General features: G+C 73.5%; 15 protein-coding genes and 1 pseudogene. 14 read left to right on the top strand and 2 right to left on the bottom strand.

Translation table 11 applies throughout. The features are described 5' to 3' along the window. The first annotated feature begins 552 nt into the window (after nucleotides 1-552). From ACWDLG_RS38665 to ACWDLG_RS38685, 5 genes are read left to right on the top strand one after another with little or no spacing between them, the layout of a single operon-like run. Nucleotides 553-1,419 carry a DUF4132 domain-containing protein gene (locus ACWDLG_RS38665; protein ID WP_449929588.1) on the top strand — a complete coding sequence of 289 codons (867 nt, stop codon included), beginning with the start codon at nucleotides 553-555 and terminating at the stop codon, nucleotides 1,417-1,419. Between the two features lie 2 nt (nucleotides 1,420-1,421). Next, nucleotides 1,422-6,278 (top strand): DNA-binding protein, encoded by a 4,857-nt coding sequence (locus ACWDLG_RS38670; RefSeq protein ID WP_449929765.1) that lies wholly within the window; start codon nucleotides 1,422-1,424, stop codon nucleotides 6,276-6,278. Nucleotides 6,279-6,309: 31 nt separating this feature from the next. After that, a complete protein-coding gene (locus ACWDLG_RS38675) occupies nucleotides 6,310-7,476 on the top strand; it encodes an ATP-binding protein (protein ID WP_449929590.1) in 1,167 nt (388 codons plus the stop codon). After that, a complete protein-coding gene (locus ACWDLG_RS38680) occupies nucleotides 7,473-11,114 on the top strand; it encodes a DUF5682 family protein (protein WP_449929592.1) in 3,642 nt (1,213 codons plus the stop codon). The genes ACWDLG_RS38675 and ACWDLG_RS38680 overlap by 4 nt, the downstream gene beginning before the upstream one ends. Beyond that, nucleotides 11,111-13,267 carry an SWIM zinc finger family protein gene (locus tag ACWDLG_RS38685; RefSeq protein WP_449929594.1) on the top strand — a complete coding sequence of 719 codons (2,157 nt, stop codon included), beginning with the start codon at nucleotides 11,111-11,113 and terminating at the stop codon, nucleotides 13,265-13,267. The genes ACWDLG_RS38680 and ACWDLG_RS38685 overlap by 4 nt, the downstream gene beginning before the upstream one ends. A 155-nt stretch (nucleotides 13,268-13,422) precedes the next feature. Here ACWDLG_RS38685 and ACWDLG_RS38690 read toward each other — a convergent pair whose 3' ends face one another. Next, nucleotides 13,423-14,553, bottom strand: coding sequence for a DUF418 domain-containing protein (locus tag ACWDLG_RS38690; RefSeq protein WP_449929596.1), 1,131 nt, complete (start codon nucleotides 14,551-14,553; stop codon nucleotides 13,423-13,425). Nucleotides 14,554-14,880: 327 nt separating this feature from the next. Between ACWDLG_RS38690 and ppk2 the strand changes: the two genes are divergently transcribed. From ppk2 to ACWDLG_RS38720, 6 genes and pseudogenes are all read left to right on the top strand, one after another. Next, the gene (gene ppk2, locus ACWDLG_RS38695) at nucleotides 14,881-15,834 is read left to right on the top strand and encodes a polyphosphate kinase 2 (RefSeq protein WP_449929598.1); all 954 of its coding nucleotides are present in this window, start codon (nucleotides 14,881-14,883) and stop codon (nucleotides 15,832-15,834) included. Nucleotides 15,835-16,056: 222 nt separating this feature from the next. Continuing rightward, nucleotides 16,057-16,155: pseudogene (locus ACWDLG_RS38700) on the top strand (IS481 family transposase); the annotation flags it as partial. 357 nt (nucleotides 16,156-16,512) lie between these two features. Next, nucleotides 16,513-17,127 carry a TetR/AcrR family transcriptional regulator gene (locus ACWDLG_RS38705; protein ID WP_449929600.1) on the top strand — a complete coding sequence of 205 codons (615 nt, stop codon included), beginning with the start codon at nucleotides 16,513-16,515 and terminating at the stop codon, nucleotides 17,125-17,127. Nucleotides 17,128-17,293: 166 nt separating this feature from the next. Next, the gene (locus ACWDLG_RS38710) at nucleotides 17,294-18,154 is read left to right on the top strand and encodes an alpha/beta fold hydrolase (protein WP_449929602.1); all 861 of its coding nucleotides are present in this window, start codon (nucleotides 17,294-17,296) and stop codon (nucleotides 18,152-18,154) included. A 299-nt stretch (nucleotides 18,155-18,453) separates the two neighbouring features. Then, entirely contained in the window at nucleotides 18,454-18,831 is a 378-nt protein-coding gene (locus ACWDLG_RS38715; RefSeq protein WP_449929604.1) for a hypothetical protein, read from the top strand. A gap of 214 nt (nucleotides 18,832-19,045) precedes the next feature. Continuing rightward, on the top strand, nucleotides 19,046-19,393 hold the full coding sequence (locus tag ACWDLG_RS38720) for a hypothetical protein (protein ID WP_449929606.1): 348 nt from the start codon (nucleotides 19,046-19,048) through the stop codon (nucleotides 19,391-19,393). A 265-nt stretch (nucleotides 19,394-19,658) separates the two neighbouring features. Here the strand turns inward: ACWDLG_RS38720 and ACWDLG_RS38725 are convergent, their stop codons facing one another. Beyond that, nucleotides 19,659-20,561 (bottom strand): hypothetical protein, encoded by a 903-nt coding sequence (locus tag ACWDLG_RS38725; protein ID WP_449929608.1) that lies wholly within the window; start codon nucleotides 20,559-20,561, stop codon nucleotides 19,659-19,661. A gap of 146 nt (nucleotides 20,562-20,707) precedes the next feature. Here ACWDLG_RS38725 and ACWDLG_RS38730 point away from each other — a divergent pair, with 146 nt between their 5' ends. The 3 genes from ACWDLG_RS38730 to ACWDLG_RS38740 all read left to right on the top strand — a co-directional run bounded on the left by ACWDLG_RS38730 (nucleotide 20,708) and on the right by ACWDLG_RS38740 (nucleotide 23,601). Then, nucleotides 20,708-20,854, top strand: coding sequence for a hypothetical protein (locus ACWDLG_RS38730; RefSeq protein WP_449929610.1), 147 nt, complete (start codon nucleotides 20,708-20,710; stop codon nucleotides 20,852-20,854). A gap of 157 nt (nucleotides 20,855-21,011) precedes the next feature. Further along, complete coding sequence (locus ACWDLG_RS38735; protein WP_449929612.1) at nucleotides 21,012-22,004, top strand: LacI family DNA-binding transcriptional regulator; 993 nt, start codon at nucleotides 21,012-21,014, stop codon at nucleotides 22,002-22,004. Nucleotides 22,005-22,131: 127 nt separating this feature from the next. Then, nucleotides 22,132-23,601: an FGGY-family carbohydrate kinase gene (locus ACWDLG_RS38740; protein ID WP_449929614.1), complete on the top strand. Its 1,470-nt coding sequence runs from the start codon at nucleotides 22,132-22,134 to the stop codon at nucleotides 23,599-23,601. The last annotated feature ends 19 nt before the right edge of the window (nucleotides 23,602-23,620 follow it).

Consider the following 23,620-nt stretch of genomic DNA (forward strand, 5'->3'; position numbering starts at 1 on the left):
CCCGGCTGCTCCGGGGCGCGCGCTCATCCGTGGCGGCGCCGCCGCCACGCCTCGCTCGCGGTCGAGCTCGACGGCGGCAGCCGCTTCGTCGTGAACGCGACCCCCCGGCATCGCCGACCGGATCGAGCTGACCGGCGCGCTGCGCCGGGGCCCCCAACCACGCACGACCCCGCTGGCGGGCGTCATCCTCACCGCTGGAGGCGCCGAACGTGCGCGAGCACCCGCCGGCTGACCCCGCACCCCTCGCCGCGCCGGCTCGACCTTCTCCGGTAGCGCCCGCTCCTCCGGTAGCCCTCACTCCTCCGGTAGCGCCCGCTCCTCCGGTAGCCCTCACTCCTCCGGTGGCCCCGCTCCTTCGGTAGCCACCGCTCCTCCGGTGGCCCCCGCTCCTCCGGTGGCCCCCGCTCCTCCGGTGGCTCTCGCGCAGTCCGGAAGCCCGCGCCCGCAGGGCTTCCGGGCGCATTTGTCGGTGGATGCCGCTAGCGTTCCGCGCATCATCACAGCCGCGGGAGCTGCGTCCCGCGTCTTCGGCATGGGCGAAAGGCGGCAGCGTTGGGTTGGCTGGCGGCGGGCGACGGATATGAGGTCGCCCTCATCGAGGGCCGGGTGGCGGCGAGAGCCACCGCCGGCAGGGCGGCGGGACGGCAGCTGAAGTCGCTGCCGAAGGCGTTACGAGACCATCCCGAGGTGGACCGGCTGCGCCGCCTCGCCGAGTGGCTCGACCGGCACGCCGCCTCCTGCGTCGCCCAGGTCGACGCGTGGATGGTCTCGTCGCTGCCCGTCCCCACCGAGCTGCTGGCCCGCGTGTGGCCCGACGAGGCGTGGCAGTCGGCACTGCGCGACCTGGTCGTGGTCGGCGACGATCCCGACGAGGTCGGCTTCCTGCGCGACGCCACCGACGCGGGCGAGCTGCGGGTGGTCGACCTCGACGGCGAGACCGTACGGCTGTCGCCGCGGACGGTGACCCTGCCGCACCCCGTGCTCCTGCAGGACCTGGAGGAGCTGCGCGAGTTCGCCGCCGAGCTCGGCGTGGTCCAGAAGGTCGAGCAGATCCACCGCGCCACCTGGCGCAAGCCCGCCGAGCTGGGCGAGCGGGACAGCGCGGTGAACGAGTTCGCCGGCGGCAGCTTCGACTCGCGCTTCGGGCTGGCCGCCCGCGCCACCTCGCTCGGCTACCGGGTGTCCGGCGGTCACGCCACCTGCAGGGTGCGCGACGCCGGGCGCATCACCGAGGCCGCGGTGTGGATCGGCGAGCCGTACTGGGACGACGACGTGTCGACGGGCGACCTGCGGTGGAGTGACCAGGACGGCCGCACGCTCGCGCTGCGCGAGGTCGGCCCGGTGGCCTGGTCGGAGGGGATGCGGATGGCGGCGGCGCTCTACGCGGGGCGGCGGGTCGAGGAGGGGAAGGGCGCGTGACCATGGAGATGTCGCCGGCGGAGGAGCTGCTGAAGGCGGGGGCGGTGCTGCCGCCGGACACCGAGGGGGCCGGCGAGCGGGCGGTGCCGCTCACCACCAGGGCCTACCGCCACCCCGGCCTGGACGACCGGGTGGTGGTCCGTCTGGTCGCCGCGGAGCTCGGCGCGGCGGAGGACCTGGCCGCGGGCTTCCTGGGCCTGATCCCTGACGGCGAGCCCGCCGTCGTCGGGCTCGGCTCGCGGCGGTCCCTCGGCTTCCCCGAATGGGTGCTGGTGCACCACCCGGAGGACGGGCAGCACGCGCTCGCCGTCGTGCCTGAGCTGGAGCGCGCGGCGCGGCAGGCGAAGTCCAAGCCCAAGGCCGCGCTGGAGGCCTACCACGAGCTGGCCGGCAGGCTGGCCGCCGCGGTCCCGCACTTCCTGCCCACGTTCTACGAGCAGGCCGGCCGGGTGTTCCTGGAGGTGGAGAACGCCACCTACGCCGCCCAGCTGTTCGGCCACGCCCGCAAGGCCGAGGCGCGGCACGGGCTCGCCATCGACGAGGACCGGCTCGACGCGGTGTTCCTCGAGTTCGCGCTGGCGGGCGCGCTGCCGGTGAAGGTGCTGTCCGGCTACGCGAAGGAGCTGGCCGCCCGCCTGCCGGCCGACGAGGCGCTGCGCAGGTTCGCGCGGCTGTGCGTGCGGCGCACCGCGGGCGGGCTGCCGCCCTCGACGCAGATGGCGACCGATCTGCGCCGGCTCGCCAAGGCGGCGGGCGCCGACGCCGACGCGGAGGAGCAGGCGTTCCTGGGCCGGCTGCTCGACCTGTCCGCGACCCTGCTGGCCCCGGCCGGCTGGTGGAAGGCGCACCGCGCGGCGATCGTCGCCCTGGGCCGGCGCGAGCCCGAGGTCCGCGGCAGGCTGCTGAACGTCATGCCGCAGGCGAACGACCACGAGCTGCCGGCGGTGTGGCTGGACATCCTCGAGGCTTGCGGCGCCACCGCCGGCCTGGCCGGTGGCGAGGTGCCCGAGGGCGAGCGCCCCGGCGACGGTACCGCCGGCTGGCTCGAGCGCTTCCTGAAGGCCCGCGACGACGCCTGGGGCGTCCCGCCGCGGCTGCCCGCCCTCTACCTGCTGGTCGAGCGGCTGGCCGGCGTCGTGCGGGCCGAGCTGGCCGGATCCGGCCGCACGCTACGGGTCCCCTACGACCTCGACCTGCTCGACCTGCTGCTCGCCCTCGACATCCCCGTGGCCGAGCCGAACACTCTGCTGCTGGAGCAGTGGGCGCGTGGCGAGGGCCAGCGCGACCTGCTCGCCCTGGCCGCCGACGACCGCTTCCACCTGCCCTTCCAGCGGGCGGCCGACCGGTTCACCGACGACGAGGACGGCAGGCGCGCCGCCCGCCTGCTGGCGGCCTCGCCCGGCGGGCGGCCGCTGCTGGCCGCGTGGGTGCGCTCGGTGGCCGCCCGCTCCTCGGCCGCGGGACTGCCGGAGCTGCCCGACGCCATGCGGCGGCTGTCCTGGCTGCCGGGTGAGGCGCTGGCCCTGGCCGAGGAGGAGGTGCGGCGGGCCGCGCGCGCCGACGTGGCCGAGGTGCTGGCCCGCACGCTGCGCGCGGGGCTGTTCGACGAGCTGGGCTGGCCGGCGTGGGAGGAGGCGGCCGCCGCGCTCGTGCGCAAGGAGGACGTCGACGACCTGATCGTGGCCGACGCCTGGCCGCACCTGATCGTCGCCGGTTCCGCGCAGGCGCGGGTGCTGGCGGCCGACGGCGCGGTGCTCACCCACGACCTGCGCCGCCCGGCCGACGACGACTGGGGCGACGCCGGATTCCACTACGTGGACGGCGAGCTGCTCGTGTACTGGCAGTCCCGCCAGCTTGACGGCGAGCTGCGCGGATACTGGCACACCTCTCCCGGCCGGCTCCACCACGTGGAAGGCGATCACCCCCGCGGCACCCGGCTCGACTGGTACCGCGGCGACGATCCCGTCACCCTGCCGCTGCCCGGCGGCGGGCGCACGACCGGCCACGCGCCGCTGCGCAAGGGTGACACGGCGGTGCCGTCCGAGCGGTCGGTGATCACTGACGGCACCTCCCACTGGGTGTGGACGTGGGACGGCGGCGACGGCACCACCACCGGCTGGTACGAGTTCGACCCCGCCGACGGGCAGGTGGGCAGGAAGGCCATGCCCGGCTTCCTCGCCGACGCGTTGCGCGCCGCGCCGACCGGCAGCACGTTCGACTCGGGCTGGCTCCTGCCGGCGTCCTCGGACGAGCCCACCCCCGCAGCCGTTCCGGTGCGCGGCCTGTACGGCTGGCGGGTGGTGGTGCTGCCCGACGGGTCGCTGCGCGGCGAGGACCTGTCCGGCCGTACCGTCACGGTGCCGCCCGGCACCGACGCCGTGCTGCGCGCCCTGACCTTCCCCGGCGACGATCGGCCCAGAGCCCTGGTGCGATCGAGCAGCTACCGCGTCGGCCTCTCCGACCCCGACGGTGTCGTCACGGCCGTGGCCAGGACCGACGCCGCTCCCGGCGTCTTCGCCGAGGGCACGCTCATCCTGCCGCCGGTGCGCTACTGGCACTGCCTGCGGCCACGGGACCCGGAGGGCTCGGCCGCCCTGCGCCGCCTCGACAGGGACACCGCGGCCGCCCTGCTGGCGGCGGGCGAGAGCCGCGACGTCGACCTGCCCGCACGGATCCGCGCGGCGATACCGCAGGTCAGCCATGACGCGCTGATCGCCGGCATCGCGGGGGTGGTGCGCTTCGCCGCCGTTCAGCAGGCCGCGCTGCGCGGTGTCGAGGCGCGGCTCACGGCGGTCCTCGACGGCCGTTCCCAGGACGAGGGACCGGCCGGCCCCTCGGACGATCTGCTCGAAGCGGCACTCAACGGGCTCACCAGCACCGTCAGGAACGTCTGGAACCGCCGGCACACCGACGGCGCCTACCGGCGGATGCGGGCCATCGGGGAGGCGGTGGCGGCGGGCGCCGAAGCCGCGGCCCCCGGCCGCCTGCACCTCGACCAGCCCGAGCTGCCCGTCACGGGCCTGCCGTGGGATCGCCTGCTCGACCACCTCGCCGCCGTGGCGTTCCGAGCCGCCGCGGAGGTGAGCGAGCCGGAGCACCGCGCGGTCCTGCGCGAGCTGCTGCGCCACTTCGGCGAGTTCGGGCTGCCCGTCGCGGCCGATCCGGCCCGGTGGCGCACGATGACGCTACGCCTGGACCAGAGCCACCTGCTCGCCCCGGACGGCGACAGGCGCGAGATGCGGGACGCGCTGCTGCCGCTCGGCGGCGGCGCGGTGCTCGCCTTCCTGTTCTGCGAGTCGCTCGGCGACACGGGCGCCTCGTGGTCGGCGCTGTTCCACGACCCCACGGGCCGGTTCGAGGTTCCCGCCCCGTACACCGTCGTCGCCTCCGGCCCGGTCGGCGAGGCGAGGCGGGCCGACTGGCTGGAGGCCTTCCTCGCCGAGCTCGACGCGCGCGGTCCCGCGCCGTGGCTGCCCGCGGCGGCGGAGGAGTTCGCCAGGCTCACCGGTGTCTCGCTGACGCTCGCCCGGCTGGTCGTGTCCGGCATGCCGTACGTGGACAGCTACGAGCGCAGCTTCCTCCCCAAGGACGCCCGCACCACGCTCGGGGTGAAGGTCGGCGACGCCGCCATCGCCAAGGAGGAGCTGCGCGGGACGGACCACGGGCTGCGGCGGGCGGTCGTCTCGGCGCTCCTGCCCGACGACCCCGCCCGGCTCTGGACGGACGGACCCGACGTGGCCCGCGCGGCCGCGATCTGGAGCGGCGCCATGGGACGGCAGATGCCGATCCCCGAGTGGCTCACCGCCGACGCCAACCGCGACCTGCGGGGCGTCGGTGCGCCCGGCACGGCGCTGCGCACGCTGGCCGAGCCCGCCGCCGCGCCCGAGCTGACCCGCGACCTGGTCTGGACGGTGCGGGGCGACCGGGTCAGGCCCGCCGACGAGGAGGCCACCGGCTTCACCGGGCACACGCTCGCCATGGTCGTCACCACGGCGGGCTGGCTCGCCCACCGGCTGCCCGCGGGAGACCCCATCCGCGCGGCGCTGCCCGAGGCGCTGGCGGCGGTCAGGGCGCGGCTGGCCAACCCGGAGCTGATGCTCGACCTCGACCGGTACGTCGACCTGCCCGCGTTCAGGACGGCCGCCGGAGCGCCGACCGAGGTCGGCACGGGCTACGAGAGGTACGGCGCGCTCGTCATGGCGACCTACGACGAGCGGCCCGCGCCCGGCATCCGCACCTCGCTGCTCGACCCGTCCGGCGCCGACCCCTACCTGCGCGCCCTGCTCGGCATGGAGCAGCCGTTCCCCGTCGAGACCGCTCTGCGCACCGCCCTCGACCCGCGCTTCGCGGCGCTGCTGGCCGACCCCGGCGATCCGGTGGCCGGCACGCGTGACGCCGACGGCACGTGGTGGCCGCAGGACCCCACCCGCTCGGTGCCCGACCTGGTGGTCGAGGCGGCCAAGGAGTACGGCCTCGGCGAGGACGCCGCGGCCCTCTACCTGATGCTGCTGGCCATGCCCGACCCCACCGATCGCCACGTGGCCCGGTGGACGGGCTGGAAGCCGGCCCGGTTCAAGGCGGCCCGCGCCGAGCTGGCCGCCACGGACCTGGTCGTCGAGGCCGCCAGGAACCGGGCGGGCCGCTCGCTGTTCCTGCCCGGCGGCTGGAACGAGCTGCGGTCCCCGTGCCTGCCGCTGGAGGAGTGGAAGGCACCGCTGTTCGGCACCACGGCAGGACGCACCCCGCTCGTGCCCGCCGAGCCGGCCGTCGACCTGTACGCAGGGGCCTGGCGGCGGGTCAGGGACGGCGACGCCCCCAGGTTCGCCCAGCTCCAGATCAGGCGCGGCAAGCGCCGCTGACCGACATCCGTACCGACGAGGACGTGTATTCATGACCCTGACACAGGACCAGGCGACCGCGCCCCGGCAGGTGCTGCCCGCCGAGGAGCGTCACGCCGCCGAGCTCGCCTTTCTCGCCGCTCACGACGACGGCCCCCGGCCGCCCGGCTGGAGGCTGACGCCCCGCGCGGTGGTGACGTTCATCTGCGGCAGCGGCGACGCGACGCTGGAGCTGCCGAAGAACCGGCGGCCCGCCGACGGCGCGCCGGCCCGGCTGAAGATCGCCGCCAAGTTCGTCGGCGAGCGGGCGCTGGTCGAACGATGCGTGGTGACGCTCGCGGGAGAGCGCGGCCTGCTGCTGGTCGGCGAGCCGGGCACCGCCAAGTCGATGCTGTCGGAGCTGCTGGCGGCCGCCGTGTGCGGCACCAGCGCGCTCACCGTGCAGGGCACCGCGGGCACCACCGAGGACGCCTTCCGCTACGGCTGGAACTACGCCCTGCTGCTCGCCCAGGGGCCGAGTCCCGCCGCGCTGGTCGACTCCCCCGTGCTCACGGCCATGCGCGCCGGGCGCGTCGCCAGGGTGGAGGAGATCACCCGCTGCCTGCCCGAGGTGCAGGACGCCCTGGTGTCGATCCTGTCCGACCGGCGGGTCAGCGTGCCCGAGCTGGCCGGCACCCCCGACGCCCAGGTGGCGGCCGCGCCGGGCTTCACCGTGATCGCCACGGCCAACCTGCGCGACCGCGGGGTCTCGGAGATGTCGGCCGCGCTGAAGCGGCGCTTCAACTTCGAGACCGTCGATCCCATCGCCGACGCCGCCGCGGAGACCTCCCTGGTGCGCCGGCAGGCCACCGCGGTCGTGCAGCGGGCCGGCGCCGCCTTCGCCGTCGACGACGCCGTGCTCGAGGCGCTGGTCACCGTCTTCCGCGACCTGCGCTCCGGCCGTTCGGACGAGGGCTGGGACGTGGAGCGGCCCGGCACCGTGATGTCCACCGCCGAGGCGGTGCAGGTCGCGGCCTCCCTCGGTGTCGCCACCGCCTACCTGCCCGGCGGGGACGTCCTCGACCTGGTGCCCGGCCACCTGCTCGGGGTGGTCCGCAAGGACGACCCGGCCGATCACGGGCGGCTGCTCGGCTATTGGGACGGCCCGGTACGGCGCCGCGCCGAGGACGGCTCGGCGATGTGGCGGCGGCTGTGGGACCTGCGGGAGACCCTCCGGTGACCGTCCAGGACCACGACACGGTCGGCCCCGACCCCAGGGAGGCGGTCGCCGCGCTGGCCGCCTCGGCGGTGCCGTACGTGGTGGGGGTGCGCCACCACAGCCCCGCGCTGGCGGTGGCGCTGCCCGCGCTGCTCGACGCCGCCGACCCCGAGGTGGTGTGCGTCGAGCTGCCCGCCGACTTCCAGCCGTGGCTGCAGCACCTCGCCGACCCCGCGACCGTCGCGCCGGTCGCCCTCGCCGGGTCAGGCGTGGACGGGCGGCTCGGCTTCTACCCGTTCGCCGACTTCTCGCCCGAGCTGGTGGCCGTCCGCTGGGCGTGGAAGCGGGGAGCCGAGGTGCTCTGCTGCGACCTTCCGCTGTCGGACCCCGGCTGGCAGGCGGCCGACCCGCCCGGCCTGCCCGCTCCTGACCCGTCCACGCCCGGCCCGAAGGCGGGTGTGGCCTTCGCCGACGCGCTGGCCGCCTCGGGCACCGGACGCGAGGGCGACGACCTGTGGGACAGGGCCGTGGAGGTTCTGGCGCCGGGCTGCGAGCCGGAGGCGGTGCGCCGTGCCGCGCTCGGCGTCGGCTGGGCGCTGCGGCGCGACGCCGAGACAGGCACGGAGTCGGCGGGCGGCGTCCCGGCCAGGGACCTGGCGCGGGAGGCGCACATGCGCCGCGTGCTCGCCGAAGCAGCGGCAGGCGGGCGCCGCGTCGCCGCGGTCGTCGGCGCCTTCCACGCCCCGGCCCTGCTCGGCCTCCAGCCCGGCGCCCAGGCAGAGGCGCCGGCGGCGGCCGGCACACCCGTCACCTCGCTGGTGCCGTACGCCTTCGACCTGCTCGACTCGAGGTCCGGATACCCCGCGGGCATCCGCGACCCCCGCTGGCAGCAGGCGGTGTTCGCGGCGGGCGGCGATCCCGGGCGGGTCAGGGACGGCGCCGCCCGCGCCATCACCGAGGTGTGCCGGCAACTGCGCGCCGCCGGGCACACCGCGGGCACCGGCGAGGCCGTCGAGACGCTCCGGATGGCCTGCGACCTGGCGCGGCTGCGCGGCCTGTCCGCCCCCGGGCGCGGCGAGTTGGTCGAGGCGGTGACGACCGTGCTCGGCCAGGGCGAACCCCTGGGCAGAGGACGAGCCCTGGCGCAGGCCATGGAGACCGTCCTCGTCGGCGCGGAACGGGGCAGGATCGCCCCCGGCACGCCCCGTTCCGGCCTCGGCCCCGCCGTCGAGGCGGAGCTCGCCGCGCTGCGTCTGCCGTGCCCCGACGATCCCGACCATCGGGAGGTACGGCTCGACCCGCTCCGCTCCGAGCTGGACGCGCGCAGGGAAGTGGCCCTGCGACGCCTCCTGGTCTGCGGGGCGGGCTACGGCGAGCCGATCGAGGTGGCGGGAACGGGCGACGCCGGCGCGCTCACCACCAAATGGCGGCTGGCGTGGACGCCTGCCGTCCCGGCCCGGCTCGACCTGGCCGGCGTTCGCGGGGTGACCCTCGCCCAGGCCGCGGCGGGCACGCTGCGCGACAGGTTCCGCCGCGAGTCCGCCGACGGCGGGCCCACCTGCGCGCTGATCCTCGACGGCCTGCGCGCCGCGGCCCGCTGCGACCTGCCGGAGCTGGTGGCGGCCCGTCTCGACGACGCCGCGGTCACGCTTCCCGCCGCCGCCACGCTCGCCGAGTTGCTCGAGGCGCTCGACGTTTTGGAGGCACTGCGCCGCGAGCATCTGCCCGGCACCACCCCGCAGGGTCGCGAGCAGGCCGCCGAACTGGCGGGCACCCTGCTCGAAGCCGCCGTACGCGCGCTGCCCGGCCTGGCGGGCAGCGACCAGCCGGAGGACGCGGTCGCCCTGGTCGCCCTCGCCTCCAGGGCCGGGGAGGAACGCCTCGGCCTGCGGATGGACGACACGCTGGCCGGGCTCGCGCGCACCGCCTCGCCGCTGATCCAGGGGGCGGCCATGGCCGCACGCGTCCTGCTCGACCTGGACGGTCCGGACGCTCTCGGCGCCAGGGCGGCGGGGTGGGTCGACACCGCGACCGACCTCGACAGCCGCAGACGCCTCAGCCGCCTGCTGAGCGGCGTGCTCACGGCGGCCGCGCCGCTGCTGCAGTCGGCTCCGGAAGCCCTCGTGCCGCTCATGGACCGCATCGACGCGCTGGCCGACCAGGAGTTCCTCGATCGGCTGCCGGCGTTGCGGGGCGGGTTCGACACGCTCGCGCCCGCGGGCCGTACCCGGTTGCTGAGCGAGGTGTCCGCGCGCCTCGGCGGGCGGCTCGACGTGACGCTGGAGGCTCCGCCCGCGCTGCTCGCCCTGTGGGCCGCCGCCGACACGGCGGGGCTGGGCGCGCTGCGTGCGCTCGGGCTACCGTTCGCACCGGACCCGGCGGCCGGTGATCTCCTCGTGGCACGGCAGGACCAGACGACCCCCGGGCCCGCCACCTCGGACGACGGACCCCGAGCCCTGACGGCCGCCGACTCCGCCACCTCGGACGACGGACCCCGAGCCCTGACGATCCCCGAATCCGCCGCCTCAAGCGACGCTTCGCGCAGGTTCGCGCCGACAGACCGGTGGCGGCTGCTGCTCGGGCGGGAGTCCGAGCGGCTCGCGGCGGGCGCCCGTTCCTACGCGCGAGCGCTGGACGAGCTGTACGGCGCGGGCCGCGGCGAAGGCGCCGACGACTTCGGGGAAAGCGACGGGCCCGGCGGCACCGGCGACTCCTTCCCCACCGCACGCGAGTGGGCGGAGGAGCTGGAGGCCCTGTTCGGGGCGGACGTGCGGGAGGAGGTCCTGGCGCGAGCGGCCGAGGCCGGGAGGACCGACGTCCTCGACGTTCTGCGCCCCGGCGCGGTGCGGCCGTCGATCGAGCTGCTGACCTCGGTGCTGACGCTGGCGGGCGGCCTGCCCGAGCAGCGGCTGGCCACGTTGCGGCCGCTGGTCCGCCATCTGGTCGCGGAGCTCACCCGCGAGCTGGCCACCCGGCTCCGGCCGGCGCTGACCGGGGTGGCGAACCCGCGTCCGACCCGCCGTCCGGGTGGCAGGCTCGACCTGCCGCGCACGCTGCGGGCGAACCTGGCCCACACGCGCCGCATGGGCGACGGACGGCTCGTGGTGGTCCCCGAACGGCCGGTGTTCAACAGCCGGGCCCGCCAGGAGGCCGACTGGCGGCTGATCCTCGTGGTGGACGTGTCCGGCTCGATGGAGGCCTCGGTGGTGTGGTCGGCGCTGACCGCCGCGGTCCTGGCGGGCGTGCACACGCTCTCCACCCACTTCCTGGCGTTCTCCACGCAGGTGATCGACCTCACCGACAGGGTCGCCGACCCGCTTTCCCTCCTGCTCGAGGTGCAGGTCGGCGGGGGTACGCACATCGCGGCGGGGCTGTCTCACGCCCGCTCGCTGGTCACCGTGCCGAGCCGTACGCTCGTCGTGGTCGTCAGCGACTTCGAGGAGGGATACCCCCTGGGCGGCCTTCTCGGCGAGGTGCGTTCGCTCGTCGGGTCGGGCGTCCACCTGCTGGGCTGCGCCGCCCTCGACGACGAAGGCGTCCCCCGCTACTCGTTGCCCGTCGCCCAGCAGCTCGTCGCGGCCGGCATGCCGGTCGCCGCCCTCAGTCCGCTCGCCCTCGCCCGCTGGGTGGGCGACCGCCTCCGCGGAGAAGCCAGGTGAACTCCCCCACGCCAACCGTTCCCCCCGCCCTGCCGCCCGTGGCGCCGCACGTGGTGGCCGCGGCCGTCGAGGTCCTGACCTCCAGGCTGCGCAAGAAGCTGGACGCGGCGGTCGAGCAGTACGCCGCCGTGTCCCCCGTCGCCGACGGCGACGGCATCACGATCCGCTGCGGCGAGGACGCGGTCGTGACACTCTCGCCGGGGACGTCGGGTGCGATCCTCGAGGAGGACCAGGCGCGGTGCAGCTGCCTGCTGTCGCCGCGGTGCCTGCACCGCGCGGCCGTTCTCAGCGCCTGCCCCGTGGCCGACGCCGCCGGAGAGACGGCCGGCACCGGAGAGACCGACACCGGAGAGGTCGCCGCCGGAGAGATGACCGACACCGGCACGGATCCCGACGCGAGCTCCGGTGCGGCACCGGCCGGCGGCGCCCACTCCGGCGCGAGTCCGGCCACCCACGCGGACTCCGCCGGCACGGCACCGGCCACCCGTGCGGGCTCGGGCGCGGAGGCGACGGCCGGCGGGGGCGCGGGTTCCGGGTCCCCCACCGGGACGGACGGCTCCGCCCAGGCCGGCGATCCATCCCGCGCGGGGCCGAGTGCGGCGCAGGTGGCCGCGGCGGCCGGGCTGTGGGCCGCCGCCGCGGCGGTGCTGTCCGCCGGGGTGCCCGCCGCGGGCGCGGTTCCGCAGGCCGAGTTGCTCAGGGCAGCGCACACCGCCCGGCTGGCCGGCCTGCCCAACGCCGAGGCCGCCGCCGTACGCGTCGTGCGCGGTCTGCGCGCGGCCCGCGAACGCCACGACGGTCACCGTCTCGCCGACCTGGTGTCCGCGCTGCGCGAGCTGCTGCTCACCGCCGGCCGGCTGGCTTTGGCGGACCCTGATCCCGCGCTGGTCGGCAGCGTTCGCCGGAGCTACCAGCAGGGCGGGAGCCTGCGGGCGCACGGCGTCTTCAGGGAGCCGGTGATCAGTGCCACCGGCTACGGCGGCGTGGTCACCCACCTCGTCGCGGAGGACGGCCGGTGGTTCTCGGTCGCCGACGTCAAACCGGGCGGGGCCGCTCGCGCGCGCGGGGCGGCCACCGCGACCGTGGCCATCGGCTCGGCCATGCTGAGCCATGCCCAGCTGGCGCGGGCGGGCCTGTTGATCGTCGGAGCGACCGTTTCGCCCGACGGCCGCCTCGGCGCGGGCCGCGGGGTGCGCGCCACTCCGCTCACCGGCATCCCGTGGACGGCCGGTCCGCTGGCTGCCCTGTTCGCGCGTCCCCTGGCCGAGTCCGCCGCCGCCCGGCTGTCCGACGACGGGTGGAGCGAGGCGGAGGCGGCCCGCGAGCCGGTCGGCTGCGATCTGGTGATCGTCGGTACGGCGGGCGACGCCGTCCTGGCCCGCGAGCTGTGGCCCGCCGCCACCGCGGGCGCGGATGCCGACGGTCCCACCCCTCAGGCACCACCCGGCGGCCCGGCGGACGGTGATCCGGTGTGGCGGGCCCCGTCGAGCGGCCTGGCCGGTGACGATGTCCGGCCGGCGCGGCCCGGCGGCCCGCTCATCCGGCTCGTCCCCGCCGGCCGGCACCCCGGCCTGGCCCACCTCGACAACCTGCGACGTCTCGCCTCGCGCCCCGGCATGCTGGTGCGCGTCGTGGGCCGGGTCGATCCGGACCGGGCGGCCACCCTGATCCCCTTGGCGGTGGGTCCGGTGCCGGGCGCCGAGGCGACCCTGCGCCTTCCCGCCGACTGGCACGATCGGGCCGACCTCGGCTACGACCGCCTGCAACGCTCGCACCTGCCTCCGGATGACGCCTGCCTGCCGTACCGGATGGAGGGGGCGGAGGAACGCGTCGATCCGGTGGCGGGCGCGCCGCTCTGGCGGGTACGCCGGCTGGTCGAGCTGGCCGTCGCCGGCGGCCGCAGGGCGGTGGCCGAACCCGCGCGCAACGGCGACGCCCGCGCGCAGGCGGCCGCCCTGCGCGGTGCGGGGTTCCTGGCCGCGGCGGACCTGGTGACCGCGCTCACCGCCGAGGCCGACCGCAGGGCTCGCGACGTGTTCGGCCGGTTGGCCGAGTCGGACACCGATCGTTACGCGTGGGCCTGGCTGGCCGCCGCGGCCCACCTGGCCGCGACCGAGCGGGCCCTGGTGCGGGCGTCCTGGCAGGCCGGTTGATCGCCGGACGGCATGGGCCGGGCCCGGAGCGCCCCAGCGGCTCCGGGCCCGGCCGTTCCTCCCCGTTCGTGCCGGCGTAGACCGAGGGGTCCTGGGCCATCGCCCCGGCGGGCGCTCGGCTGGTCGGGCGGCGCGGCGCGGGTACGGGCGTCCGGTCACGACCGCTGGAGTTCGGCCTGCCGCCTCCAGGGGGCCTGGTAGGCCCACTGCCAGGCCAGCTCCAGCGGTCCGCGGTCGAAGCGGCGCAGCCAGAGGGAGGTCAGCGTCATGAACAGCAGGCAGATGGCCGCCCATGCGACGGGCACCCACCAGGGCCGCAGCCCGTCGAGCCGGACGGCCAGGCCGAGCCCCCAGCCGTAGCAGAGCACGCTCGCCGCCAGGTTCTGGAAGACGTAGCAGGACAGCGCGGTACGGCCGACGCCGGCCAGTCCCCTGCGCATGACGCCCGGCGCGCCCTTCATGCCGAGCACGATCGAGGTGAGCAGCGCGAGCAGGCCCAGCGCGACCAGCGGCGGCAGGATGTAGCGGTCCACGGCGAACCACGCGGGGCCCGCGAAGGACGTGACCAGGTTCAGCGGGGCGGCCACTCCGAGCCCGGCGAGAGCCAGCTTCCTGCGCAGGCCCGCGCCCCGCTCCTCGAACACCCCGGCCCGCAGCAGCCGCGAGCCGAGCAGGAACAGCACGATCCCCATGGGCACGATGAAGACCAGCTCCGCGCGCAGGAGAAGGACGTGCTCCAGGCGCGCGGCCACCTGGTCGGTCCAGCCGCCCTGGCTGTAGAGGGTGACGGCCCCTGAGCCGCCGGGGGCGTCCTCCGCGAGCAGGGCCAGCGTCAGCAGCGCGACCAGGGTGACGTGCACCGTACCCGCCGCGACCATCCAGATCCGCACCGTGCGCTCGCTTCTGCCGATCAGGTACGCGACGACCATGGAGGTGATCGCGTACCCCATGAGCACGTCGAACTCGAAGATCAGGATGTAGTGCAGCAGTCCCTCGGCGAAGAGCAGGGCGGCCCGCCACAGGTATCTTCCCGGCCAGGTGAGGCCCTTGCGCACGGCGCTGCGGTACTGGAGTTCGAGCCCGATGCCGAACAGCAGGGTCAGCAGCCCGAGGAACTTGCCGTTGGACAGGAACCGCAGGAGGGTCTCCACCGTGCCCGGCGCGCCGCCCATGGCGAGTATTCCGGCGGGGCCCGCCGGATCGGTGAAGATCCAGATGTTCGTGCCGAGGGTGCCCATGATGGCGACACCCCGCAGCACGTCCAGCGCGTCGATACGTGTGGTCACGCATCAAGCCTTCCAGCGGCAGGAGACCGTGATCTCCTACCGCCAGACGAACCTGCGTGTACATCCATCGATGGACACGCGTCGCCTTCGGTCGTCTGGTGCTCGCCGCCGCTGGGCGGAACGAGCGGAACGAGCCGAGCGGGCGAACGGGACGGCGGAGCGGGCGAGCAGACGGAGCAGACGAGCGGGGAGCAGACGAGCGGGTCGTTCCGCTGGCGGCTCCTGCCCGGCGGGATTTCTCGGCGAACGTGGCGGAAGGTGGTTAGATCGGCCGCCGAGGGTGCATGGTGACGGTATGGGCATCACCACTCTCGCCGGGTGTGCACGATGAACGATCCGCACCGACGACGCCTGGTCGTCCTCGGCTCCCAGGACGCGGACGACACCGGAGAGCTGCTCGACAGCACGCCCGGCCTGTGGGTCGATGATCGCGACGATGACGACCCCAGGCTGTACCGCGCGGACGGCACGCAGGTCGACACCTGGCGCCAGCACTACCCCTATCCGGCACGCCTGCCGCGGCCGGCGTACGAGCACGACAAGCGCTTGCTGCAGATCGAGCTGCTGAAGCTGCAGTACTGGATCAAACGGACCGGCCTGCGACTCGTGGTGCTGTTCGAGGGGCGCGACGCCGCCGGCAAGGGCGGCACCATCAAGCGCTTCATGGAACACCTCAACCCGCGCGGCGCGACCGTGGTCGCGCTGGAGAAGCCCAGCGAACGCGAACGGAGCCAGTGGTACTTCCAGCGCTACATCGCCCACCTGCCGGCCGCGGGCGAGATCGTACTGTTCGACCGGTCCTGGTACAACCGGGCGGGCGTCGAGCGGGTGATGGGCTTCTGCACCGAGGAGGAGTACCTGGAGTTCATCGAGCAGGCGCCGCGGCTCGAACGGCTCCTGGTCGAGTCGGGCCTGCATCTCATCAAGCTCTGGTTCTCGGTCTCGCGCGCCGAGCAGCGCACCCGGTTCATCATCCGCCAGGTCGACCCGGTCCGGCAGTGGAAGCTGTCGCCGATGGACCTGGCCTCGCTGAACAAGTGGGACGAGTACACCCGGGCCAAGGAGGACATGTTCCTGCACACCGACACCGACGTGGCGCCCTGGACCGTCATCAAGAGCAACGACAAGAAGCGCGCCCGGCTGGAAGCCATGCGTCACGTCCTGAGCCGGTTCGACTACGCCGACAAGGACGCCCACGTCGTGGGCACCCCCGATCCCCGGATCGTGATCTCCGCCGCCGACATCTTCGACGAGGATCACACCACCGACCAGGTACGGTGACCGGCCGGCTCGACCGAACCCCGCCCAGCCCGCGCACGACGCCCGCACCACGGAGAGCGGCCCACCACACCGATAGCCGGCCAACGCGCCCCACCCCAGCCGGCCCCACCCCGGACCCCACGCCTCGCCACCCCGCTAACCGGCCGACACACCCCAGCCCCAGCCGGTCCCCGTGCGCCTACGTCATCGGCGACCGACGTGGCCGAACGCCGCGCCGCCTGGCCAGCCTGGCTGCACCTGTACAACCATCACCGCGGACACACCGCGCTCGGAGGCCGACCGCCCGCCGGCCGCGTCACCAACCTCACGGGACGGAACACCTGGCCACGTGGGATGCTGCCCGAGCCGAGGGCTGACCCGCGTCTGCCACTGCGAGGTGGCGGGGAAATGCCGGTCCAGGATGTCGGCCCACTCCGGCAGGATGACGAAACCGCCGCGGCCGCGAAACGTGTCGTCCTTCAGCGTGACCGGTTCCACCAGGGCCTTCACGAACGGGCTGTCGGCCTGCTCGGCAGGCAGGGCCCGCAGGGCGTTGTGGAAGCGCGCCACCGCGTCGGGGAAGAGTTGCCCGGCGCGTTCCACCTCCTGGCGCACCGTCTCGGCGCCGATCTCCATCCGCGGCCGGAGACTCCGATATGTTAACCGTGGTTCCCGTTTTTCTCTCAGAGAGGTACGCCAGTGGCCGAGTCCGATGAGCTGGAATCGCTCATCTCCCAGGGGCGCAAGCATGGGGTGCGCAAGCGCATCATCCTGTTGCAGGCTGCCCGGCTCTTCGTGGAGCGAGGTTACGCCGATACCGGAATCGACGACATAGGGGCCGCGGTGGGCATCAGCGGGCCTGCGGTCTACCGGCACTTCCCCGGCAAGCAGGCCATCCTCCTCGCCCTGATCGAGCTGTCGCTGGAGCGCCTGCGGGAGGGGACGCAAGCCGCGCTGGCCGACCAGGACCGGGAGCCTCAGGAGGCGCTGATTGCCCTGGTGGACTGGTTCTCCCGGTTTTCCGTCGAGAACCGGAGTCTGACTTTGGTCATGCAGGCCGAGCTGCTGTGGCTGCCGGAGCAGGATCGGCGGCGGCTCAATCGCCAGATGCGGCAGATACGTGAGGCGTGGGTCGGGCTGCTGATCGAGGTGCGGCCGGAGCTGTCCGACCTCGCGGCGCGGATCGCCGTCACATCCGTCATGGGGATGGTGACGTCGGTGCTCGCTGCCCGGCTGAGCGATGACATCCAAGCGCTGAGCGGGCATCTACGGGCCCAGATGCTCGCCGTCCTGCATGCGCCGGCTGTCTTGTGACGGTTCCGGTTCGAATAAAAGTTAACGTGTCTATACTTTTTTGGGGAAGGGTGCTGCGGGAAGAGAGCGCGGACTCGGCGGACGGTCAGTGAGCGCTCGTCCTCGTGCGGGACGCCGTAGCGCCAGTCGTCGCAACTGGTCCAAGCCAGAACGAAGGGCAGAATTGATGGAACGCATGGTCGAGGCCAACGGGATCCGTCTGTGGTGCGAGACGTTCGGGGATCCGGCCGATCCCGCGCTGCTGCTCGTGATGGGACTCGGTGCCCGAGGCGCCACCTGGCCCGATGAGCTCTGCCGGCTTCTCCAGGAGGGAGGGCGGTACGTCATCCGCTACGACAACCGGGACACCGGGCTGTCCAGCTGTGTCGATTACGAGGCCAAGCCGTACACCATGATCGACCTCGCCCAGGACGCGGTCGGCTTGCTCGACGGCTTGGGCATCGCCGCGGCGGACGTGGTCGGCGCGTCGATGGGCGGCATGATCGCCCAGGAGATCGCGCTCGAACACGCTGACCGGCTGCGCAGCCTGACGGTCATCATGTCGAGCGCCGAGCCTCTCGATCCCGTGACCAACACCTTCCGGGGCACGCAGCGGGATCCACGGCTGGCCGCCTGGGACGCCGAGCAGATCGCCAATCCGCCCAGCACCCGAGAGGAGCACGTTGAGGCACATCTGAAGCTGGCTCGCATTCTCACCGGACAGGTGACGGCGTTCGACGAGACCGCCACGCGTGCGCTCATCGAGCAGCAGATCGAAAGTGCCACCGATGCGGGCCACGCCTCGAAGAACCACGTCCTCGCGGCCTTCGCCTCTCGCGACCGCTCCGGGCTCGTCGGCTCGATCACCGCCCCGACTCTGGTGATTCACGGGTCGGACGATCCGATGGCACCCATCGCCCATGGCGAGGCACTGGCAGCGGCGATTCCCAACAGCGAGTTTCTGCCCATCGAGGGAATGGGGCACGGGTTCCCGCCGCCGGTGATTCCTCGTATCTCCGCCGCGATCCTTCGGCACACCGGGCGATAGCCGACAACCGCACCTCGACCACCTCCGGGTCCGGTGCTACCGCTCTGGGGGTCGACAGCGCGGCGGTGTGCGGGCACTTCTACGGCGGATGGCTCGCGCTGACCCACGCCCCGCACGTGCCCGCGCGGGTCCGGCAGCTGGCGCTCCTGGATCCCACCCAGCCCAGAGCTGCCGGAGCCCTCCGGCAGCAGATCTCGGGATCGGCTGACGGCAGGACGAGCGTTCACCGGTTGACGATCGGCTGTCCATGGCCGAGGTGAAGGCTGTCGTGACCATTGCGACAGCACGGAGGAAAAGCCATGTCCTTGTACAAACTCGCCCTGAGCGTCTCCGCTCTCATGTTCCTGACCCTGAGTACGGCGGCCTGCGGCTCGGGAGGCGAGACTGCCGCCGTGGCCGACACCAAGGGCTGCAAGGAGATACGAGCCATCATGGCGAGCACGGTGACCCAGCTCCAGAGCAACGCCGAGGACCTGGAGGCGATGAAGCAGTTCTACGGCGACAGCGCACAGAAGATCAAGGAACTGGACGTCGACGAGAAGGTCGAGGAGGCCCAGGGCGCGGTCGTCTCCCTTTACGAGGAACTGGCGGAGATCAGCGCGCCAGAAGAGGCGGACCAGTACACCGACCAGGCCAGTGCGACCGTGTCGAAACTGAACTCCGCCTGCACCGCCTGAAGAACGACGTCGAGCAGACTCAGGCCGGCGGTGAAGGTCACCGTACCGTTCCTGATGGACGGCCTTGAGCCGCACCTCATGGGGGACCGCCGGCCGACTGCCGCCGGTTGCCCGGCCCAGGCGGCCCGCCTAGGAGAAGAGCTGTGCGGTTATAGATCGTTCATCAACCGTCAAAGTGGGGTTCGTAGGCTCTGACGCCATGAAGAAGATTGTGATGACCATCGCCCTGATGACCGCCGTACCCTTCCTGACCAGTTGCGGCTCCGCCTCCGCCGACGCGTGCAACGCCGCGGCAGCGGCCAGTGCGACCTGGGAAAAGGAGCTCGGCTCCGCTCAAGGCGCGGAGGCGGTCAAGGGCGTCAACACCACGTACAAGGCGGTGCTGGTCGAGCAGGCAGGCAAGGTGGACGGCGCGGTCAAGTCGGCCATGGACGACATGGCCGCTTCGCTCGACGCTGCCAACGCCGCCATCGACGCAGGCGACGAGGCGGGCATCGACGCGGCGCAGAAGGGCACGGACGCGAAGACGACGGCGCTGAACACCGCCTGCCAGGCGGGCTGACTCCCTCCCACACGCATCGAGCGGGTACGCGCCGCCGTGGAAGTCCACGACGGGTTCTGAGCATCTCCGGGGTCCGCGCCCACCCCGGAGACTCAACGGTCGGCCGCAGCAGCGAAGCGCCACGTCACCGCCACCTTCCGCCCTGACGGGGTAGCCGCCCTCGTCCCACCCCGCCGTGGACGAGAGCCGGACATGCCACAACTCTGCGTCGACGGCGAGCCGGGCCTCTGGCCGCAGGCGGTGAACATGACCGCGCTCGACCGCCTCACCGGCCGCCCCCGGCGCCCTCCGCCCCGTGAACGGCTGACGCTCCCACAGCTCCTCGGCCTGCGTCGGTCAGCGCGCTGATCGGGTTGTCGTCGACCGACGGCCACTTCAGATCATCGAAGTCGACGACCTCGCCGGCCGGAGGCGCCGCGATCGCGACCTTCGCGCCCCAGCCGCTGTAGCGCGTGTCGACGATGTCGTGCACCGTGGCCTTGACCAGCTTGCCGTCCTTGGGCACCTCGGTTTTCAGGCTGTACTCCGTGATCAGACGGACAGGCAGCCGGTCACGGTCGACGAAGAGCCTGAAGGAGATCTTGCCCACCTCGGAGTTGCCGTACTTCTCCTTGTACAGTTCCTTCCCGCTGAGTGCGCCGCGGTACTCGCCGGCCCTGGCGAACGTGGCCTTCGAGATCACCAGCTTCAGGATCGCCGGGTTCAGGACGTCGACACGCTGGTCGCCGCGCTGCCCGTCGTTGTTCCACGAGGAGCTGCCGCTGAACCGGACCCAGTGCTTGCCTTCGGGCATGTCGCCCCACTCGAAGCCCTTCACGTAGGTGGCGCGGCCCACCTTGACCGCACGCAGCGTGGCCGGTTCGTAGTCCTCGCCTAGCCCGAGAGCTGCCTTCTGCTCGTCGGTGAGCTTCGTCTTCGACGTGAGGTCGTAGTCCACGGCCGCGGACTTTCCGAACCCGATCACTCCGCTGGTCCGAGTGAGGAAGACTCCCTTGATCCCGCTGACGGTGGTCCGGTTCGCCTCGGACACCCGGACGCCACGCCCAGGGGCGAACTGCTTCTGCACGGCCGTGACCGGGTCCTCGGGCGCGGCGGCCTGAGCTTGTCCGCCACCCGCGAAGAACGCGGCGACCACGGCCGTGACGGCAACGACTGCGACACGTTTCATGCGGAGGATCTTGTCGCTCCGGCGTCACGAAATGATCTCGAGCCGCATGCCGGCGAGCAGGGCGGGCTGTCCGTGCGCGGCGAGCTGGGTCTCTGTCGTCGCACACCAGGTGGAGCCGGTACGACAGGTACGGACTCGTCGGCGCCATGGACGATGACGACGCCCGCCGGGTGCCCGGACTCGCTCCTCAGAGCGTCTACCGCCGCATCGACGCCAGACATGTCATCCACGACGACAAGCCCAGGGAGTTCATCGCCGCCGTCACCGATTTCCCCGACACGCTCATCCCGTGAGCTGACCCTCGGGCGGAGTCCCGAGGTCTCCAAGGGAGGCAGGGTCGCTCCCTGGCCCGCCGCGCGGGACGCCCAGGGCCCGGAGAGCGCACGGATCTGCTGTGAGGAATCGATTGCAGCTACGCTTTCCCTCCAGAGGATCCGAAACGGGGACAGGATGACGACGATCTACGATGTGGCTCGCCACGCGGGGGTGTCCGCCGCGACGGTCTCGCGGGTGGTGAACGGCCGGCCGAACGTGGATCCGGTGCTGGCCGAGCGGGTCAGGCGGGCCCTGACCGAGCTCGCGTACCGCCCCAACGCCGTGGCGCGCAACCTGCGCAAGAGCCAGACCACGCTGTGGGCCGTCATCATCTCCGACGTGGGCAACCCGTTCTTCACCGCGATGGTCAGGGGCGTGGAGGACGTCGCCCAGAAAGCCGGTTTCTCGGTCGTGCTGTGCAACAGCGACGAGGACCCCGCCAAGGAGGGCAAGTACGTCACCGCCGCGCTGGACGACCAGATGGCCGGTGTGATCATCTCGCCGTCCGGGCGGGCCACGCATGTCAACCGGCTGGTCGACGCCCGGGTGCCGGTGGTGGTCATCGACCGGCAGCTGCGCGGCATCGCCGTCGACACCGTGCTGGTGGACAACGAGCACGGCGCCGAGCTGGCCACCGCTCACCTCATCGACTCGGGGTATGAGCGCATCGCGTGCATCACGGGGCCGCGCAGGCTGTCGACGGCCGTCCAGCGGCTGCGCGGCTACCAGCGTGCGCTGCGCGGGCACCGCCGTGCCGTACGGGAAGAGCTGGTCAGATATGCCGACTTCCGGGAGGAAGGCGGATATGCGGCGATGGAGGCGTTGCTGCGGCAGGACTCCCCGCCGGACGCCGTGTTCGCCGCCAACAACCTGATGACGGTCGGCGCCGTGGAATGCCTGGTCGACCAGGGTGTGCGCATCCCCGAGGAGGTCGGCGTGGTCGGCTTCGACAACATCCCGTGGGCGCATCTGGTCAGGCCGTCGCTGACGACCGTGGGGCAGCCCACCTACGAGCTGGGCCGTACCGCCGCCCTGCTGCTGGCCGAGCGGATCGCCGAGCCGTCCCGCCCGGCCGGCAGCGTCACCCTGCACACCCAGCTGCACGTCCGCGAGAGCTCCCGCCGCTGACCCCAGCGACTGCCGCCGCACCGGCGAACTGTCACTGACCCCAGCGAACCGCCGCCGACACCATTGACTCCGGTGTCTGCGTTCATTACGTTCTGGGCAATCAGCAATCGATTTCTCAGGGGTGCGCATGTCTGTGCCCGTCGTGCTCGGGGTCGACATCGGGACGTCCACCAGCAAGGGAGTGCTGGTCGGCCTGGACGGCACGCTGATGCGGTCAGCGGTCCGCGAGCACGCGGTGGACCGCCCCGGCCTCGGGCGCTTCGAGATGGACGGGCGGCTCTGGTGGGAGGAGTTCCGCGAGCTGGCCCGCGAGCTCGGCCGGGACGCCGAGGTGGTCGCGGTCGGAGTGAGCGGGATGGGACCCTGCGTCCTGCTCGCCGACTCCGCCGATCGCCCGGTGCGGCCCGCCATCCTCTACGGCGTCGACACCCGCTCCACCGCCCAGATCGCCAGGCTCGAACGCGAGCTCGGAGCGGAGGAGATCCGCCGCAGGGGCGGCTCCGACCTGTCGAGCCAGGCGGCGGGCGCGAAGATCGCATGGGTGGCCGACGAGGAGCCCGAGCTCTACGCGAGGGCGCGGCGGCTGTACATGCCCAGCTCGTGGCTGGTGCGCCGGCTCACCGGGGCGTACGTGCTCGACCACCACTCGGCCAGCCAGTGCACCCCGCTCTACGACGTCGGCCGCCTCGACTGGCACCGGCCGTGGGCGGACACGGTCGCGCCGGGCATCGAGCTGCCCCCGCTGCGCTGGCCGGGCGAGCCCGCGGGGACGCTCACCCGGCAGGCCGCCCGGGAAACCGATCTCCCGGAAGGCATCCCCGTGATCACCGGGACGGTCGACGCCTGGGCCGAGGCGCTCAGCGTCGGCGCCCACCACCCCGGCGATCTCATGCTCATGTACGGCACGACCATGTTCCTGGTCCACACCACGCCGGAACACCGGACCTGGCCCGGTCTGTGGGGGACCGTCGGCGCCCTGCCGGGCACCTACAACCTGGCCGGCGGCATGGCCACCTCCGGCGCGATCACCGCCTGGCTGCGCGACCTGTTCGGGGCCGCCTACCAGGAGCTGCTCCAGGAGGCCGACGCGTCCGGCATCGGCGCCAACGGGCTGCTGATGCTGCCCTACTTCGCCGGAGAGCGCACCCCGGTCATGGACCCTCAGGCCAGAGGCGTGATCGCCGGGCTCACTCTCTCCCACACCCGGGGCGACCTCTACCGGGCGGCGCTGGAGGCCACCGGCTTCGCCGTGCGGCACAACGTCGAGACCATGCGGGCGGCCGGCGGCGACATCCGGCGCATCGTCGCCGTCGGCGGCGGCACCCAGGGTGGTCTGTGGACGCAGATCGTCTCCGACGTCACCGGCACACCCCAGGAGGTGCGCGCCACCTCGATCGGAGCCTCGTACGGCAGCGCCTTCCTGGCCGCCCGGCTCGTCGGTGAGGCGTCGATCGACGCGTGGAACCCCGTCCGGCACCTGGTGACCCCGCGGCCGGACGCGGTCACCCAGTACGACCAGCTCTACCGCCTCTACCAGCAGCTCTACCCGAGCACGGCCGGCATCGCGCACGCCCTGGCCGGCCGCCAGCATCGTTGACCCCCCACGTGAAGGGCAG

The sequence above is a fragment of the Nonomuraea sp. NPDC003727 genome (genome assembly GCF_053586935.1).